We start from the raw sequence: 15,106 nt of genomic DNA, 5'->3' as shown, positions 1-15,106 counted from the left end.
GTTGCCGGGGCTCTGCCCCGGACCCCGCAAGGGGCTTCGCCCCCTTGACCCCCGGCCTCGCTCGGGAGACGGGGGGTGCCTTAGCGGTCGTTGGTTGGGTGGCCGGGGTGCGGGGCTGGGCGAAGAGATGGCACACCCTGTCTCCGTCTTATCGGCCTTTTCAAGGGCACATGAAGAACCTGCCGGGGTCAAGGGAAAGAGCGCCCTTGACCCCGGCAGAACCTTCATGTCGTCCAATCAACGGCCGAAGCGACGGAGACAGAGGGTAGTGGTGGTGGGGGGTGTGTCGCGCTGCGCGCGACCTGGCGGGAAAGCGAACCCGCCGTCGTCGCTGAGGGGTGTGGTGTGGTGTTCGCGCATGCCCCGAAACGATGATTCCCCGTCCACGCGAAAACCCCGGGCATCAGCCCGGGGTTTTCGCCAATCTCAGGAAGCGTAGGTGCCCATCATCCGCACGTCGCCGTCTCCGGCGACGATCTCGCCCACCGGCCAGGCTTCCACGTGTCGCGCGGCCAGTAGGGCCAGTGCCCGGTCCACGTCGTGTGCGGGGAGGATCGCGATCATTCCCACGCCCATGTTGAACGTCCGCTCCATCTCCTCCGGGTCGACGCGGCCGCGTTCGGCGATCAGGTCGAAGATCGGGTGGGGGGCCCAGGTCGTGCGGTCGATCGTCGCGTCGGCGTTTCCGGGCAGCGCCCGCACCACGTTCCCCGGGAGTCCGCCGCCGGTGATGTGGGCGAAGGCGTGGACGTCCGTTTCCGCGATCAGGGCCAGGCAGTCCTTCGCGTAGACCTTCGTCGGCGTCAGCAGCTCTTCTCCGAGCGTCCTTTGCGAGCCGAACTCGTCGACGACGGTGTCCAGCCGCATACGGCCGGCGCCCAGGAGTACGTGCCGGACCAGTGAGTATCCGTTCGAGTGCAGACCCGAGGAGCGCAGGGCGATGACCACGTCGCCGACCTCGACGCGCTCCGGGCCGAGGAGTGCGTCCGATTCCACGACGCCGACGCCCGTGGCGGAGATGTCGTACTCGTCGTTCTTCAGGACGCCCGGGTGTTCGGCGATCTCGCCGCCCACGAGGGCGCAGCCCGCGTAGCGGCAGCCGTCGGCGATGCCACCGGCGATCTCGGCGATGCGTTCCGGGACGACCGAGCCGCAGGCGATGTAGTCGAGCAGGAAGAGTGGCTCGGCGCCGCAGACGACGAGGTCGTCGACGACCATCGCGACGAGGTCGATGCCGACCGTGTCGTGGATGTCCATCTGCTGCGCGATCACGAGCTTGGTGCCGACACCGTCGGTCGACGAGGCCAGCAGCGGCTTGCGGTACTTCTCCACGTCGAGCGCGAAGAGTCCGGCGAAGCCGCCGATGCCGCCGACGACTTCGGGCCGGCGCGTCTTGCGGATCGCGGGTTTGAGCAGCTCGACGGCACGGTCACCGGCCTGGATGCTCACCCCTGCCTCGGCGTACGACGAACCTCGCCTGCCTCCGCGCCACGGCGTCACCTTCCGGTTACCGTCCACTTGATCCACACCCTTCACTACTGGCCGTGCGTTGTCTTGGTCGTCGGCGGGTTCAGGCGCTCTTGCCGGAGCCTGCGGGGCTGCCCGCCGACGCGGCCTGCCCGCGCTTGTCGAGCCCTTCGAGCAGGTGCTTCCCCAGGAGGTTCGCCGCCGGCAGCTCGATCGGGTACTCGCCGTCGAAGCAAGCACGACACAGACGGTTACGAGGTTGCTCCGTTGCGGTGACCAATCTGTCCAGGGACACGTATCCGAGCGAGTCGGCGCCGATCGAGCGGCGGATCCCCTCGTCGTCGAGTCCGTTGGCGATCAGTTCGGCCTTGGTGGCGAAGTCGATCCCGTAGAAGCACGGCCAGGTCACCGGCGGCGCGGAGATCCGCACGTGCACTTCCAGGGCACCGGCCTCACGGAGGAGGCGGACGACCTGGCGCTGGGTGTTCCCGCGCACGATCGTGTCGTCGACGACGACGAGCCGCTTGCCGCGGATGTTCTCCCGCAGCGGGTTGAGCTTGAGGCGGATGCCGCGCTCGCGGATCGCCTGGGACGGCTGGATGAAGGTCCGGCCGACATAGGTGTTCTTGATCAGGCCCTGGCCATAGGGGATGCCGCTTGCCTCGGCGTAGCCGATCGCGGCGGGCGTGCCCGACTCCGGTACCGGGATGACGAGGTCGGCCTCGACCGGGTGCTCCTGCGCGAGCTGGCGCCCGATCTCGACACGCGCGGCGTATACGTTGCGGCCCGCGATGGTGCTGTCGGGCCGCGCGAGGTACACGTACTCGAAGAGACAGCCCTTGGGCTCGGGGTTGGCGAAGCGGCCGCTGCGCAGCCCGTGCTCGTCGATGGCGATCAGTTCGCCGGGCTCGACCTCGCGCACGAAGGTCGCGCCGACGATGTCGAGGGCGACGGTCTCGCTGGCGACGACCCAGCCGCGGTCGAGGCGGCCGAGGACGAGCGGGTGCACGCCGTTGGCGTCGCGAGCCGCGTAGAGGGTCTGCTCGTCGGCGAAGACGAGACAGAAGGCACCGCGCAGCTTCGGCAGGGTGCGCATGGCCGCCGACCACACCGACTCGTCGGGGTCGGCGGTCAGCAGGGCGCTGGCCAGGAAGCTGTCGGAGGTCGAACCACCCGGGTCGTGACCGAGGGCGGCCAGTTCGCGGGACAGGTCGGCGGTGTTGACGAGGTTGCCGTTGTGCGCGAGCGCGATCGTGACGCCCGCCGAGGTCGACATGAGCGTCGGCTGGGCGTTCTCCCAGGTCGGGGCGCCGGTCGTGGAGTAGCGGCAGTGCCCGACGGCGAGGTGCCCGGTCAGCGGGGCCAGGGTCTGCTCGTCGAAGACCTGCGACACCAGGCCGAGATCCTTGTAGACGGTGATCCCGGATCCGTCGCTGACCGCCATGCCGGCGGCTTCCTGCCCACGGTGCTGCAGTGCGTACAAACCGAAGTAGGTGAGCTTCGAGACCTCTTCACCTGGCGCCCAGACGCCGAATACACCGCATTCGTCCTGGGGGCCGGGGGTCGCGGGATCGAGCTCGTGACTAAGCCGCCCATCGCCTTTGGGCACGCGGCACTCCTCGCTGAGCAGGGGTCTTTTCGCGGTCAACTGTACAAGCACCGACGGCGAGGCAGGCAGCGGCCGCTGTACGGATCGGTCACAACGGCCTCACCGCGCGCCCGTGAGGCGTGCGATGAGGCCGCTCCGCGTGTTCGGAAACGCTCGCGTCTACCAGCGGGGGCGGTCGTCGTACCCGCGGTCGTCGTACCCGTCGCGGGACTCCGGCGGCGCGGGCGGGGGCGGCGGGCCGTAACCGCGGTCGCGGTCACGCTCGTCGTAGCCGCCGCGCTGGTCCTGCGGAGGCGGACCGTAGCCGCCGCCCTGCTGCGGGCGGTCGTAGCGCGGGTCCTGCTCGTAGGACTGCTGCGGAGGCGGACCGTAACCGCGCGGGTCCTGCGCGGGCGGGGCGTAGCGGTCGTCGTAGCCGCGCGGCTCGGGAGCCGCGGGGGCGCCGTAGCCCTGATCGCCGTAGCCACCGCGCTGGTCCTGCGACGGCGGGCCGTAGCCGCGGTCGCGGTCGCCGTAACCGCCGTGCGACGGGGCGGGCGGGGCCGCGGGAGGCATCGGCGGGGGCGGAGGCGGCGCGGCCGGGGGGCCGTAGCCGCGGTCACGGTCGTCGTAACCGCGCGGGTCGGGCGCGGGAGCACCGTAGCCCTGGTCGCCGTAACCGCCACGCTGGTCCTGCGACGGCGGGCCGTAGCCGCGATCGCGGTCGGACGGAGGCCCGTAGCCCCGGTCACGCTCGTCATAGCCGCCGCGCGACGGAGCCGGCGGGGGCGAGCCGTAGGAGTCGCGGTCGTCGTAGCCGCGCGGGTCGAACATCTGCGTCGGCGCGCCGGACACCGGACCGCCCGAGACGGGCCCGCCCGACATCGGGGCACCCGACACCGGTCCGGCCGCGCGCGGGTCGAACATCTGGGTCGGCTGCTCGCCGCGGTCGCCGTAGGCGGGGCCGAAGGCGGTGGTGGGCGGGGCGGCCGAGGGGCCGCCGGAGCCGTAGCGGGCCAGATCCTCGTCGTCGAGGAGCGGACCGTTGTGGATCATGGTGGGTGCGTCCATCACGGGACTGCGCGGGCCGGCGTCGTACACGCCGGGGAGGCCCGTCTGGGCGGCCTTCGGGGTGTGCACGGGCGGCTTGTCGGCGAAGAGGTCGTCGTCCTCCTCGTCGTGCTTGCCGCGCTTGAGCAGCAGCACGATCGCGACGATGCCGCCGACGACGAACAGGACACCGACGATCGCCAGGATCCAGGTGCCGAGGCCCCAGCCGTCGTCCTTGTCCTCCGCCGCGGTGCCGTTGTCCGCCGGGGGCGGGGCCGCCGAGCCGCTGTCGTCGGGCTTGGCCGTCTTCTTCACCATGGTGAACTTCGACTGCGCGGGCTCACCGCCGATGCCGTTGACCTTGACGGTCTTGGTGTCGTAGCCGGCCTTGGTCGCCTTGAGCGTGATCTCGCCCGGCGCGATCGTGCCGCCACCGTTCGGGACGATGTTGTAGACGCCGTCGGAGCCGGTGGTGGCCTCGAAGGTCGCCTTCTCGGCGTCGGTCGCCTCGACCTTGACGCCCTCCAGGGGCTTGTTCCCGTCACCGCTGATCGTGCCGGTGATCGACGGGACCGAGTCGGGGTTCGCCGCACCGACGACCTGAATCGGCAGCGAGCCGCCGGAGTTGCCCCCGCCGCCCTGCCCGTCGCGCGCCGAGGCGGTCACGTCGTAGGAGCCGTTGATCGACTCGCCCTGCGGAAGGTTGCTCTCCGGCCGGGGAGCGACGCTGAGCTGGATGACCGCCGTGCCGCCGGGCTCGATGCGGCACTGCATCGTGTTGCCGCCGCCCTGGCAGCCGCTACCGCCGCCCATGTCGACGCCGGCCTGGTTGTTCAGGCCCTGAACGCCGCCGGTGACGGTCACGTCGAGCGCCGAGATGGCGCCGGTCGCCTGCAGGGTCATCGTCGCCGGTGCCACACCGCCGCCGATGTCGACCCGGACGCTGCCCGGGTTGAAGGTGATGCTCACCTCGCCGTCGGCGTGTGCCGGGGACTGCGCGAGCACAACGAGCGTCAGAGCGGCCAATGCCGACGCCGCAGCACCGCGCAGCCAGCGCAGTGTCATCCGCTTGGTCGCCACGAACATCGCCTCCAGGTCGCCTACTTCGATCCGACGGCCACTATGCCGTACCCATGCTCCAGGTCGAGCCCATGGGTGCCCGCAACAGTCTCCCTGCAGCCGTTCCCACCAGCGCCATCGGTCGATCGGACAAAGTTGTGTGTGGTTAGCCTCTAGGCGTGACCGAGCTCGCAGACCCGCAGTCCGTCGCCGACGCGCTCGCCGCCGTCGACGCCGGCGAGCGGCCCGAACGGACCGTACTCCGCGCCGCCGTGCGCTCACTGCTGAGCGCGCTGTCGGCGAAGGCGCCCGGCCGTGCCGTCGAGGTACGGGTACCACCGTACGGCGCGGTCCAATGTGGAGAGGGCCCCCGGCACACACGTGGCACACCGCCGAACGTGATCGAGACCGATCCGGTCACCTGGCTGCGGCTGGCCTCGGGACGTCTGTCCTGGGAGGAGGCGATGGCCGCGGCCCTGGTGTCAGCCAACGGATCCCGCGCCGACCTGTCGGCCCTTCTCCCGCTGTTTGGCCAGGGCACGGACGCCTAGCGGCGCCGCGATCCCGCCGAGGAGGGTGAGGGCCGGGATGGTCCACATCGCGATCGGAAGGGTCACCGCCTCGGCGATACCGCCGATGATCACCGGCCCCAGAAGCCAACCCGCGTAACCGATCGCCGACACCACGGCGATGCCCGGACCGTCACCGGCCGCGCCGAACAATGTGGGCACGATCACGGCCAGGCCGAGGCCGAGGAAGGCCAGGCCGACGATGAACGCCGCCTGACTGTCGGCCGCCTCGGAGATGATCATGCCGGCCGACATGCCGAGCGCACCGACCACCGCGCAGGCCGCGATCGCCGCGCCCCGCCCGAAACGTCCCACGATGACGTCGCTGACCATGCGCCCGGCGAACATCGCGAGGGCGAACACGCCGTAACCCCAGCCCGCGACGAAGGCGGAGGCGTCGAGCTCGTCGCGCAGGAACACCGCCGTCCAGTCGGCCGCCGCGCCCTCGGCGAGCAGCCCGGCGAAGGCGACGACGCCGAGCAGGACGAGGGGCAGTTCGAAGCGGAAGGACCTGCGGCCCTCGCGCTGGCCCTCGGCGTTCTGGCGGTCGGGGATCATCGGCGCGGTCAGGGGCCAGGCGACGGCGAGCAGGACCACGCCGAAGGCGCCGAGCTGAAGCCACAGGGGGATGCCGTACTGGGCGCAGATGCCGCCGAGGGCGGCACCGGCGGCGGCGCCGAGGCTCCAGGAGGCGTGGAAGCTGCCCATCATGGGCTTCTTCGCGGTCTGCTCGACCGTGGCGCCCTGCGCGTTCATGGCGACGTCGAAGGCGCCGACGAGTGCTCCGGCGAGCACGAGCGCGGGCGCGAGGGTCCACACCGAGCCCGCGCCGAGGCCGATGGCGGTGAGCAGGAGGCAGTAGGCGGCCATGAGGGTGCGACTGACCTGTTTGGTGCCGAACCTCGCGCACAGCGCGCCGGTGAAGGGCATCGCCATGATGGCGCCGGCGGGCGGGGCGAGCAGGAGCAGCCCGAGGCCGCCTTCGGAGAGGTTCAGGTCGGCCTTGATCTCGGGGATCCGAGAGGTCCAGGACGTGTAGAGGAGTCCGTGGGTGATGAAGGCGACGACGACCCCGATCCGGGCGCGTGTGATCGGCATCTGGGGATCATAGGGAAAATCCGCCTGAATGAACAGGGGCCCTGCCTATTGTTCGGCGAGGCGGGCCGTAACAGTTGCGCATCGAAGCCGGTCTTCGCCGCAACGGCTGACGACGGACCGGCGTGTGGGTCGATAGCGTCACCTCGGCGTTCACCGGGATCCACCTCGTGGCCCGGGACACCGCACCCCCGACGCCCCTGAACGCTCCCTCGCACGGCCCCTTTGAACCGCCCTCTGAATCAGCCCTTCGGCGCAGATGGAGATCTGATGTCGTTCGCCCCATCCCGGTCCTCCCAGCGGCGCGGCCTGACGCGCGCCGCCGCCCTCGTCGGGATCACCGCGCTCGCCGCGGGATCCGCCTTCCTGTTGTCGACGGCCGCGCAGGCCGAGGACCCGGTGGGGCAGGTGGACCTCTCGGTGTCCGTCCCCGCGTGGGACGGCGGCAACGGTCCCGTGGTCGGCCTGCCCCTCGACGGTGGTTACAAGGACCTGCGCGTCGACGTCCGCAACGACGTCGCCGCCGACACCGCGGCCACCGGCGTGACCCTGCACTTCACGCTGCCCGCGCCCAACGACAACGGCAGCGTCACCCTCGCCGAGGGCTTCGCCGACAAGTGCACCCTCGACGGCCTGACGGGCACCTGCGCCCTCGGCGACCTCGCGCCCGGTTCGATCGCGAACCTGCGCGCCTTCACCGTCCACTCCACCGTCGGCGCCGACGACAAGATCCGCCGCATCGGCAAGGTCGCGGTCTCGGTGTCCGCCGAGCAGGAGGACCGCGAGGAGAGCGACAACTCCTTCGCGCTGGTCGCCCGCGCGATGAAGAAGCCCGGCTTCGACCTCGCGGTGTGGGTCCGGGAGAACGACCTGGTCGTCCGCCCCGGTGAGACCGGCGTCCTCGACGCCGAGGACTTCCGGATCGAGAACGACTCGGCCTCGCCCGCCCAGGGCATCGAGTACTACGTGAACCTGCCGCAGCACCTCGCCTTCACCTCGGCGCCCGCGGGCTGCGAGATCCAGGACGGCGAGAAGCGCTGGATCATCTGCGAGACCAAGGAGACGATCCCCGCGCACGGCAAGCTCGCCACGCCCGCGCTGGAGTACACCGTCGCCGCCGGCGCCCCGCCCCGCGCGCGCCTCAAGGGCACCGCGCAGGTCTCGGCGATCGCCAAGCGGATCGGCAAGCCCGCGGACCCGGTCGACCCGCCGTCGGTGCTCGTGCTCTCGGACCCCTCCGTGAGCGACGCGCAGGCCAAGAAGTACGTGGAGAACAACCAGAGCGGCCAGGACAACGTCGCCGAGTTCGCCGTCTTCACCTACGCCGACCAGGCCGACCTCGCCGTGACCCTCTCCGTCCCCGACGCCAAGGTCGGCGCCGAGTCGAAGGTCGTCGCGACCATCACCAACAACGGCCCCTGGGCCGTCGAGAACGGCGCCGAGCTGGTCATCAAGGCCCCCTCGGGCACCACCAACCTCCACTCCGCCGACGAGTGCACCGCCGACGGCAGCACCCTCGTCTGCCGCCTCGACGGCGAGCTCGCCTCGGGCGCGAGCCGCGAGTACACCTTCACCCTGCGGGTCGACTCCAAGGAGATCGGCGACGACGGTTCCGTCGAGGTCCGCTCCGGCCAGCCCGACCCGGTGTCGGCCAACAACGTCGCCGCGCTCAAGCCGAAGGTGCTGGCCGACGGCCCGTCGGGCACGCCGTCGACCTCCCCGACCGGTCCCGGCGGCATGCCGGTGACGGGTACGAGCCTGACGCTCATGGGTGTCGCGGCCGCGGCCCTCGTCGCCGCCGGTGGCGCGTTCATGATCGTGGCCCGGCGCCGGCGCGCCGCCACGGCGAGCGCCGACGAGGAGTAGGTCTTCGCGTTTCCCACCCCCGTCCCGGTTCGCCGGGGCGGGGGTTTTTCGCGCGCTCGTCGCGTGGCGAAGGCCACAAGCGCATATCGACGCCCGGGCGGGTGGACATTCGGCACGAAATCGGGACCGGTCAACGTGATCTTGCGGGGTTGTGTCCCGACTTGCCCGGGCTTTTCCCCTGTGGCAACCGTTCCCGCTCCGGGCGATGTCTATACCGACGTGAACCACGCGTGAACGAGTAGGCGTCGGCCGGGTTCACCCATCAGCACGTATGCGCAGCGGGCTTCTTCAGCCTGCCCGGAAACAGGGGGAACCATGGGGAGAGGCGCGGTCTACACGCGGCGGGCGGCGCTCACCGTCCTCGGGGCGGGGGCCCTGGCGGTCGCGGCCGGTGAGGCGATCGGCCGTCGGGATGCGCTTCCGGTGCGGCCGGCGGCGAAGACGGGCGCGAACGTCCTCGTCGACGAGAACACCCTGGCGGGGACACCGGGGTGGGAGGTCGGGGCCGACGGGACCGTCGCCGCCGACGATGTGGCGCGGCAGATCCAGGGGTACGCGTCGGCGACCTCCGTGGGGCACGGGGAGACGATCGGTTTCCACGTGGCCGTCGCGGCGGGCCACGACTTCGGTGTCGGGGTGTACCGGCTCGGGCACTACGGGGGCGTCGGCGCGCGGCTGGTCGCCGAGAGTCCGTCGCTGGGCGGGAAACCCGGTGCGCTGCCCTCGCCCGACCCGGTGACGGGCATGGTCTCCTGCGACTGGCCGGTGTCGTGGGCGGTGACGGTCGGCGCGGACTGGCGTTCGGGCATGTACCTGGCGGTGTTCACCGCCGCCGACGGGCACCGTTCCTGCACGCCTTTCGTGGTGCGCGAGCCGGAGCGGGCCTCCGACATCCTCGTGGTGGCGCCGGTGACGACGCACCAGGCCTACAACATCTGGCCGATGGACGGGGTGAACGGCAAGAGCTTCTACAAGGGCTACGACCGGCACGGGCGTCTGGCCGGGATGGCGAAGCGGGCCGTGCGGGTGTCCTTCGACCGCCCGTACGCCGGGGCCGGGCTGCCGCTGCTGTTCGAGCTCGACGTGAGCTTCGCGCGCTGGGCCGAGGAGCACGGTTACGACGTCACGTACGCGACCTCGATCGATCTCCACGAGGGCCGGGTCGATCCCGAGAAGTACACGGTGATGGTCTTCCCCGGGCACGACGAGTACTGGTCGAAGCCCATGCGCGACCTGGCCGAGCGGGCGCGGCGGCGCGGCACGCACCAGGCGTACCTGGCGGCCAACAGCATGTACTGGCACGTCCGGCTGGAGGCGTCCGCCGACGGCCGCGCCGGCCGGGTCGTCACCTGCTACAAGGAACGCGACGTCGAGGATCCCGCGCCGGACGAGCACGGCCCGACCGTCCGCTGGCGGACGCTGGAGCAGCACCACGCCGCCGCCGAGCAGGGTTTCCTCGGCGTGCAGTACAACGGCATCCCCGTGAGGCCCGTTCCGCTCGTCGTCCGGGAGGCGGGCCACTGGTTCTGGGAGGGCACCGGCCTGCGCGACGGTGACGAGATCCCCGGCCTCGTCACCGGCGAGGCCGACGGCTTCGACCCGGACATGCCCAAGCCGCGGAAATCGCGGCAGACACTGCTGTCGGCGTCGCCCTATATGGACGATCTCGGACGCGGCAGGAGGGTCCAGAACAGCAGTCTGGTCCTGGACGAACAGGGGACGACGATCTTCGTCGCCGGCACCTATGGCTGGTCCTTGGCGCTGTACGAGCCCGCCCATCGCAACAGGCACGTGCGCGTCGCCACCACGAACGTCTTCGAGCGCATGCTCGGCCCTCGCGAGTAGCCGTTTCGCCCCTTGCCCTGGCGACGTGACCGACCTTCCACTGGTCACCCCCGGTCGCCGGCACCGTGCGACGGGAAACCTCCTCGACCGGATGCTGTCACCGAGGGAGTAGACCGCCCCACCCGCACGGCGGGTGGGGCCGGGAACGGCGCCTCCACCGGGCACCATGTCCCCATGCGCTTCCAGCAGCACCTCGACGACGCGATGGCCGCGGCCACGCCCCTCCTCGGGCGCGGCCGCGTCGCCGACTACATCCCGGCCCTCGCGGCGGTCGACGCCGAGGCCTTCGGCATGGCCATCGCGACCGTCGACGGCGAGGTGTGCGAGGTCGGCGACGCCGGGCGCGCCTTCTCCATCCAGAGCATCTCGAAGCTCTTCAGCCTCGTGCTGACCCTCGCCCTCGGCGGCGACGCGATCTGGGAACGGGTCGGCCGCGAACCCTCCGGCAGCCCCTTCAACTCGCTCGTCCAACTGGAGACCGAGAACGGCATTCCCCGCAACCCGTTCATCAACGCCGGCGCCATCGTCGTCACCGACCGCCTGCACAGCCTGACCGGCGACGCCGGCACCGCCGTCGCCGACTTCCTGCGCGCCGAGACGGGCAACACCCTCCTCGACACCGACCCGGCCGTCGCCGTCTCCGAGGCCGGGCACGGCCACCGCAACTCCGCCCTCGCGCACTTCCTCGCCTCCTACGGCAACCTGGAGAACCCCGTCGCGACGGTCCTGTCGAACTACTACGCGCACTGCGCCATCGCCGCGAGCTGCCGCGACCTCGCCCTCGCCGGGCGCTTCCTCGCCCGCCACGGCGTCCTCGCCGACGGCTCCCGGCTCCTGACCCGCAGCGAGGCCAAACGCGTCAACGCCGTCCTGCTCACCTGCGGCACCTACGACGCGGCCGGGCAGTTCGCCTACCGCGTCGGCCTGCCCGGCAAGAGCGGTGTCGGCGGCGGGATCCTCACGATCGTCCCCGGGCACGGCGCCCTGTGCGTGTGGAGCCCGGGCCTTGACGCGGCGGGGAACTCCGTGGCCGGCGTCGCCGCCCTCGACGCCTTCACGACCAGCACCGGCCTTTCGGTCTTTTAGCGAAGCGCCGACCATGCCCCCCTCGACTGTGGAGGATGGACGGTGATGGCCGACGAACCGATCGCGCGCTGCGCGGTGATCCACGCCGACACCGTCGAGGACCTGGGCGAGGACCTCGAAGGTGCCATCGCGCGGACCCGCGAGCTCGGCCCGCCCGCCTACCTGTGGGTCGACGCGCACGAACCGCCCGAGAAGCTGCTGCGCGAAGGCAGCGCGGCGCTCGGCCTGCACCCGCTCGCCGTCGAGGACGCCATCGGCGCACACCAGCGCGCGAAGGTCGACGACTACGGCGAGCAGGTCCTCCTCGTCGTCAAGACCGTCGAGTACTTCGCCTCGACCGCGCAGATCGAGCTCGGCGAGATCGACCTCTTCGTCGGCCCCGACTTCGTCCTGTCGGTGCGGCACGGCGCCACCGGCGTCTTCGAGACCGCCTACCGGCGCGCGATGGCCGCGCCGAAGCTGCGCTCGCACGGCCCCGGCGGGATCGCCTACGTCATCGTCGACGCGGTCGTCGACGAGTACGAGGTGATCGCCGGGCGCGTCGGGCAGGACATCAGCGGCCTCGAACGGCGGGTGTTCTCCCCCGGCCGCGACGACGTCAGCGACGCGATCTACTTCCTCAAACGTGAGGTCATCGAGTTCCGCGACGCCGTCGAACCCGTCCCCGGCGTGCTGGGTTCGCTGATCAGCGAACGCGAGCAGCTGCCCGACTCGGTGCGGCCGTGGCTGCGCGACGTCGAGGACCACGCCATGCGCGCCAACACGCGCGTGGCGTCCTTCAACGACCTGCTCACCTCGGTGCTGACCGCGCACCAGGCGAAGGTCGGCACGCAGCAGAACGACGACATGCGCAAGATCTCGGCGTGGGCGGCGGTGATCGCCGTGCCGACCGCCGTCGCCGGGATCTACGGCATGAACTTCCACGACATGCCCGAGCTCGGCTGGCGCTGGGGCTACCCGGCCGTGCTCCTGCTGATGGCGGGGCTGTGCGGCCTGATCTGGTGGCGTTTCCACCACAACGGATGGCTGTAGCCGCTAGGCCTTCCCGAACTCCGCGTCCGCCGTCGCGACCGTCCCCGCGCTGCGGCCCGGCGCGGCATGGTGCGTCCAGTACAGGTTCGTGTGCGCGATGACCTGCCCAGGGCCCGGAGCACCGTAGGACGACAGGTCCTCGGTGGTGTGCGCGTCGGAGACCAGCGTGGCGTCGTAGCCGCGCGCGATGGCGCCGTGCAGCGTTGAGCGGACGCATTCGTCGGTCTGCGCCCCGGCGACGACGAGCCGCCCGACGCCCAGCCCGGCGAGGACCTCCTCCAGGGTGGTCTCCTCGAAGGAGTCCGGCCAGGTCTTCGCGACCAGCGGCTCGGCCTTCGCCGGCGCCAGCTCGGGCACGATCTCCCAGCCGGCGCTGCCGATCGGGAGGTTCTCCGCCGACGAGTGCTGCACCCACACCACGGGGGCGCCCGCTTCGCGCGCCTTGGCCACCAGGGTCGCGATGTTCGCCACGACGGCGTCGCGTTCGTGGCCGCCGGCCACGACGCCGACCTGCACGTCGATGACGACCAGCGCCGTGTTCGGCCGGTTCTCCAGCGTTGTCATGCCGCTCAGGCTAGACCGGACCCCCGACAGCGCCTAGCCGCGCAGCACCAGGCTCAACTCGCCGGGCGCTCCGGCCTCGATCCGCACCGGCACGCCCCAGTCCTGGCGGGTGAGGTGGCAGGCGGCGTTCTCGACGTCGGAGTCGCAGGACGCGGCCTGCGCGACGACCTGAAGCACCCCGCCGTCGACGTCGGGCGACAGGACCAGCTCGCGCGTCAGGTCGGTGCCGACACCCGCGCCGGAGACGAGCAGCTCCGGCGGGTCGGCGGTGACCTCCAGGCGGGTCGGCGGGCCGAAGGTGTCGTCGAGCTTCTGCCCGGGCGGGGGTTCGTAGACGACCGTGAAGGACAGCGCGCCCGGCGCCAGCGGCAGCGGCTCGCGCTTGACCTGGTGGCGTTTCCCGGCGACTACCTCGTCGGCGAGCCCGACCGCCACGACCCGGTGCGCGGCCGACTCGACCACGAGGAGCCGCCCGTCGGCGAAGACCACGTCGGAGGGCTCGGCGAGGCCCTGGGCGACCGTCGAGACCTCGTCGGTCGCCGGGTCGTAGCGGCGGACGGCGCCGTTGTAGGTGTCGGCGATCGCGATCGACCCGTCCGGCAGCACGCACAGCCCCAGCGGGTGCTGGAGGAGCGCGTCGGCGGCCTTCCCGTCGACGTGCCCGAAGTCGAAGAGGCCCTGCCCGACGGCGGTGCCCATGACGTCGTCCTCGACGTAGCGCAGCGCCGAGGTCTCGGAGTCGGCGAACCACAGGCGCTTCCCGTCGGAGGCGACGCCCGAGGGCTGCGACAGGAACACCTCCGGCAGCGGCCCGTCCTTCAGGCTCTCCACGGTCGTGCCCGCCCAGACCCCGGCGGTCCGCTTGAGGGGGTCGAGCCACCACAGCTGGTGGATACCGGCCATCGCGACGACGACCCGGCCGTCGTGCCAGACCACGTCCCACGGCGAGCTCAGGTCGACGGCGATGGCGTCGTGGGCGTGGTAGTCGACGGTCCCGCGCCACTGCCGCCCGGATCCGGCGATCGTGGTGACCTCGCCGTCGGCGAGGCGCACGCCGCGCAGGAGGTGGTTGACGGTGTCGGCGACGACCAGGTCGTAGCCGACCTCGCCCGCGAGGTGCTCGGGAAGCAGCGCCATGCCGGCGGGCTCGCTGAAGGCCGCCTCGGCGGCGGGTCCGTCGGTGCGGCCGCGTTCGCCGGAGCCGATGACGCGCACGAGGGTCTCCCCGTCGGGGAGGAGTTCGACGAGCCGGTGCCGCGCGGAGTCGCTGACCAGGAGGTTTCCCGAGGGCAGGGGCAGTGCCTTGCCGGGGAAGCGCAGCACGCCCGAGGCCGGGGGCGGCGGGACGTAGGGGCCGTCGCCGCGGTGGAGGGTGCCGCGTTCCTCGTGGTCGGCGACGAGCTTCGCGACGAGCCGGTCGAGGCCTTCGGCGTGACCCTCACCGGCCATGCTGGCGACGAGGTAACCCTCGGGGTCGACGACCGACAGGGTCGGCCACGCGCGGGCCGCGTACTGCTTCCAGGTCGTCAGGTCGGGGTCGTCGAGGACGGGATGGCCGACCTCGTAGCGTTCGACGGCCGCCGCGACGGTCGCCGCGTCGCGCTCGTGCTCGAACTTCGGGGAGTGCACGCCGACGGTGACGAGCACGTCGGCGTACTTGTGCTCAAGGGGACGCAACTCGTCGAGGACGTGCAGGCAGTTGACGCAGCACGTGGTCCAGAAGTCGAGGAGGACGATCTTCCCGCGCAGGTCGGCGAGGCGCAGGTCCTTCCCGCCGGTGTTGAGCCACCCGCGGCCGGTGAGCTCGGGTGCGCGTACGCGGGCCTGCGGGGGCGTGGTCGGTGCGGCGTCCATGCGACAAGCCTGCCACCGGCGGGAGCGCCCA

General features: G+C 71.6%; 11 protein-coding genes. 5 read left to right on the top strand and 6 right to left on the bottom strand.

Going from position 1 to position 15,106, the window contains the following annotated elements:
- Positions 1-426 precede the first annotated feature (426 nt).
- The 3 genes from purM to HNR73_RS16615 all read right to left on the bottom strand — a co-directional run bounded on the left by purM (position 427) and on the right by HNR73_RS16615 (position 5,185).
- Positions 427-1,527 (bottom strand): phosphoribosylformylglycinamidine cyclo-ligase, encoded by a 1,101-nt coding sequence (purM, locus tag HNR73_RS16625; protein ID WP_373316581.1) that lies wholly within the window; start codon positions 1,525-1,527, stop codon positions 427-429.
- A 43-nt stretch (positions 1,528-1,570) separates the two neighbouring features.
- Positions 1,571-3,076 carry an amidophosphoribosyltransferase gene (gene purF, locus HNR73_RS16620; RefSeq protein WP_184788364.1) on the bottom strand — a complete coding sequence of 502 codons (1,506 nt, stop codon included), beginning with the start codon at positions 3,074-3,076 and terminating at the stop codon, positions 1,571-1,573.
- Between the two features lie 159 nt (positions 3,077-3,235).
- A complete protein-coding gene (locus tag HNR73_RS16615) occupies positions 3,236-5,185 on the bottom strand; it encodes a carboxypeptidase regulatory-like domain-containing protein (protein WP_184788363.1) in 1,950 nt (649 codons plus the stop codon).
- Positions 5,186-5,343: 158 nt separating this feature from the next.
- On the opposite strand from HNR73_RS16615, the gene HNR73_RS16610 reads away from it, so the two are divergent.
- Positions 5,344-5,715 (top strand): sterol carrier family protein, encoded by a 372-nt coding sequence (locus HNR73_RS16610; protein WP_184788362.1) that lies wholly within the window; start codon positions 5,344-5,346, stop codon positions 5,713-5,715.
- Here HNR73_RS16610 and HNR73_RS16605 read toward each other — a convergent pair.
- Positions 5,647-6,831 carry an MFS transporter gene (locus HNR73_RS16605; protein WP_184788361.1) on the bottom strand — a complete coding sequence of 395 codons (1,185 nt, stop codon included), beginning with the start codon at positions 6,829-6,831 and terminating at the stop codon, positions 5,647-5,649. The genes HNR73_RS16610 and HNR73_RS16605 overlap by 69 nt on opposite strands.
- A gap of 267 nt (positions 6,832-7,098) precedes the next feature.
- On the opposite strand from HNR73_RS16605, the gene HNR73_RS16600 reads away from it, so the two are divergent.
- The 4 genes from HNR73_RS16600 to HNR73_RS16585 all read left to right on the top strand — a co-directional run bounded on the left by HNR73_RS16600 (position 7,099) and on the right by HNR73_RS16585 (position 12,657).
- Positions 7,099-8,694 (top strand): DUF11 domain-containing protein, encoded by a 1,596-nt coding sequence (locus HNR73_RS16600; protein ID WP_184788360.1) that lies wholly within the window; start codon positions 7,099-7,101, stop codon positions 8,692-8,694.
- Between the two features lie 315 nt (positions 8,695-9,009).
- Positions 9,010-10,539 carry a N,N-dimethylformamidase beta subunit family domain-containing protein gene (locus tag HNR73_RS16595; protein ID WP_203685674.1) on the top strand — a complete coding sequence of 510 codons (1,530 nt, stop codon included), beginning with the start codon at positions 9,010-9,012 and terminating at the stop codon, positions 10,537-10,539.
- Between the two features lie 174 nt (positions 10,540-10,713).
- Entirely contained in the window at positions 10,714-11,625 is a 912-nt protein-coding gene (locus HNR73_RS16590) for a glutaminase (protein WP_184788359.1), read from the top strand.
- A gap of 45 nt (positions 11,626-11,670) precedes the next feature.
- The gene (locus HNR73_RS16585) at positions 11,671-12,657 is read left to right on the top strand and encodes a magnesium and cobalt transport protein CorA (protein ID WP_184788358.1); all 987 of its coding nucleotides are present in this window, start codon (positions 11,671-11,673) and stop codon (positions 12,655-12,657) included.
- Positions 12,658-12,660: 3 nt separating this feature from the next.
- On the opposite strand, the gene HNR73_RS16580 is transcribed toward HNR73_RS16585, so the two are convergent.
- Positions 12,661-13,221 (bottom strand): isochorismatase family protein, encoded by a 561-nt coding sequence (locus HNR73_RS16580; protein ID WP_184788357.1) that lies wholly within the window; start codon positions 13,219-13,221, stop codon positions 12,661-12,663.
- Positions 13,222-13,254: 33 nt separating this feature from the next.
- On the bottom strand, positions 13,255-15,075 hold the full coding sequence (locus tag HNR73_RS16575) for an NHL domain-containing thioredoxin family protein (RefSeq protein ID WP_184788356.1): 1,821 nt from the start codon (positions 15,073-15,075) through the stop codon (positions 13,255-13,257).
- Positions 15,076-15,106: the final 31 nt, after the last annotated feature.

The sequence above is a fragment of the Phytomonospora endophytica genome (genome assembly GCF_014202425.1).
GTDB classification, from domain to species: domain Bacteria; phylum Actinomycetota; class Actinomycetes; order Mycobacteriales; family Micromonosporaceae; genus Phytomonospora; species Phytomonospora endophytica.
The sequence above is the reverse complement of the archived record's forward strand: the minus strand, read 5'-3'. Positions and strand labels throughout refer to the sequence as shown.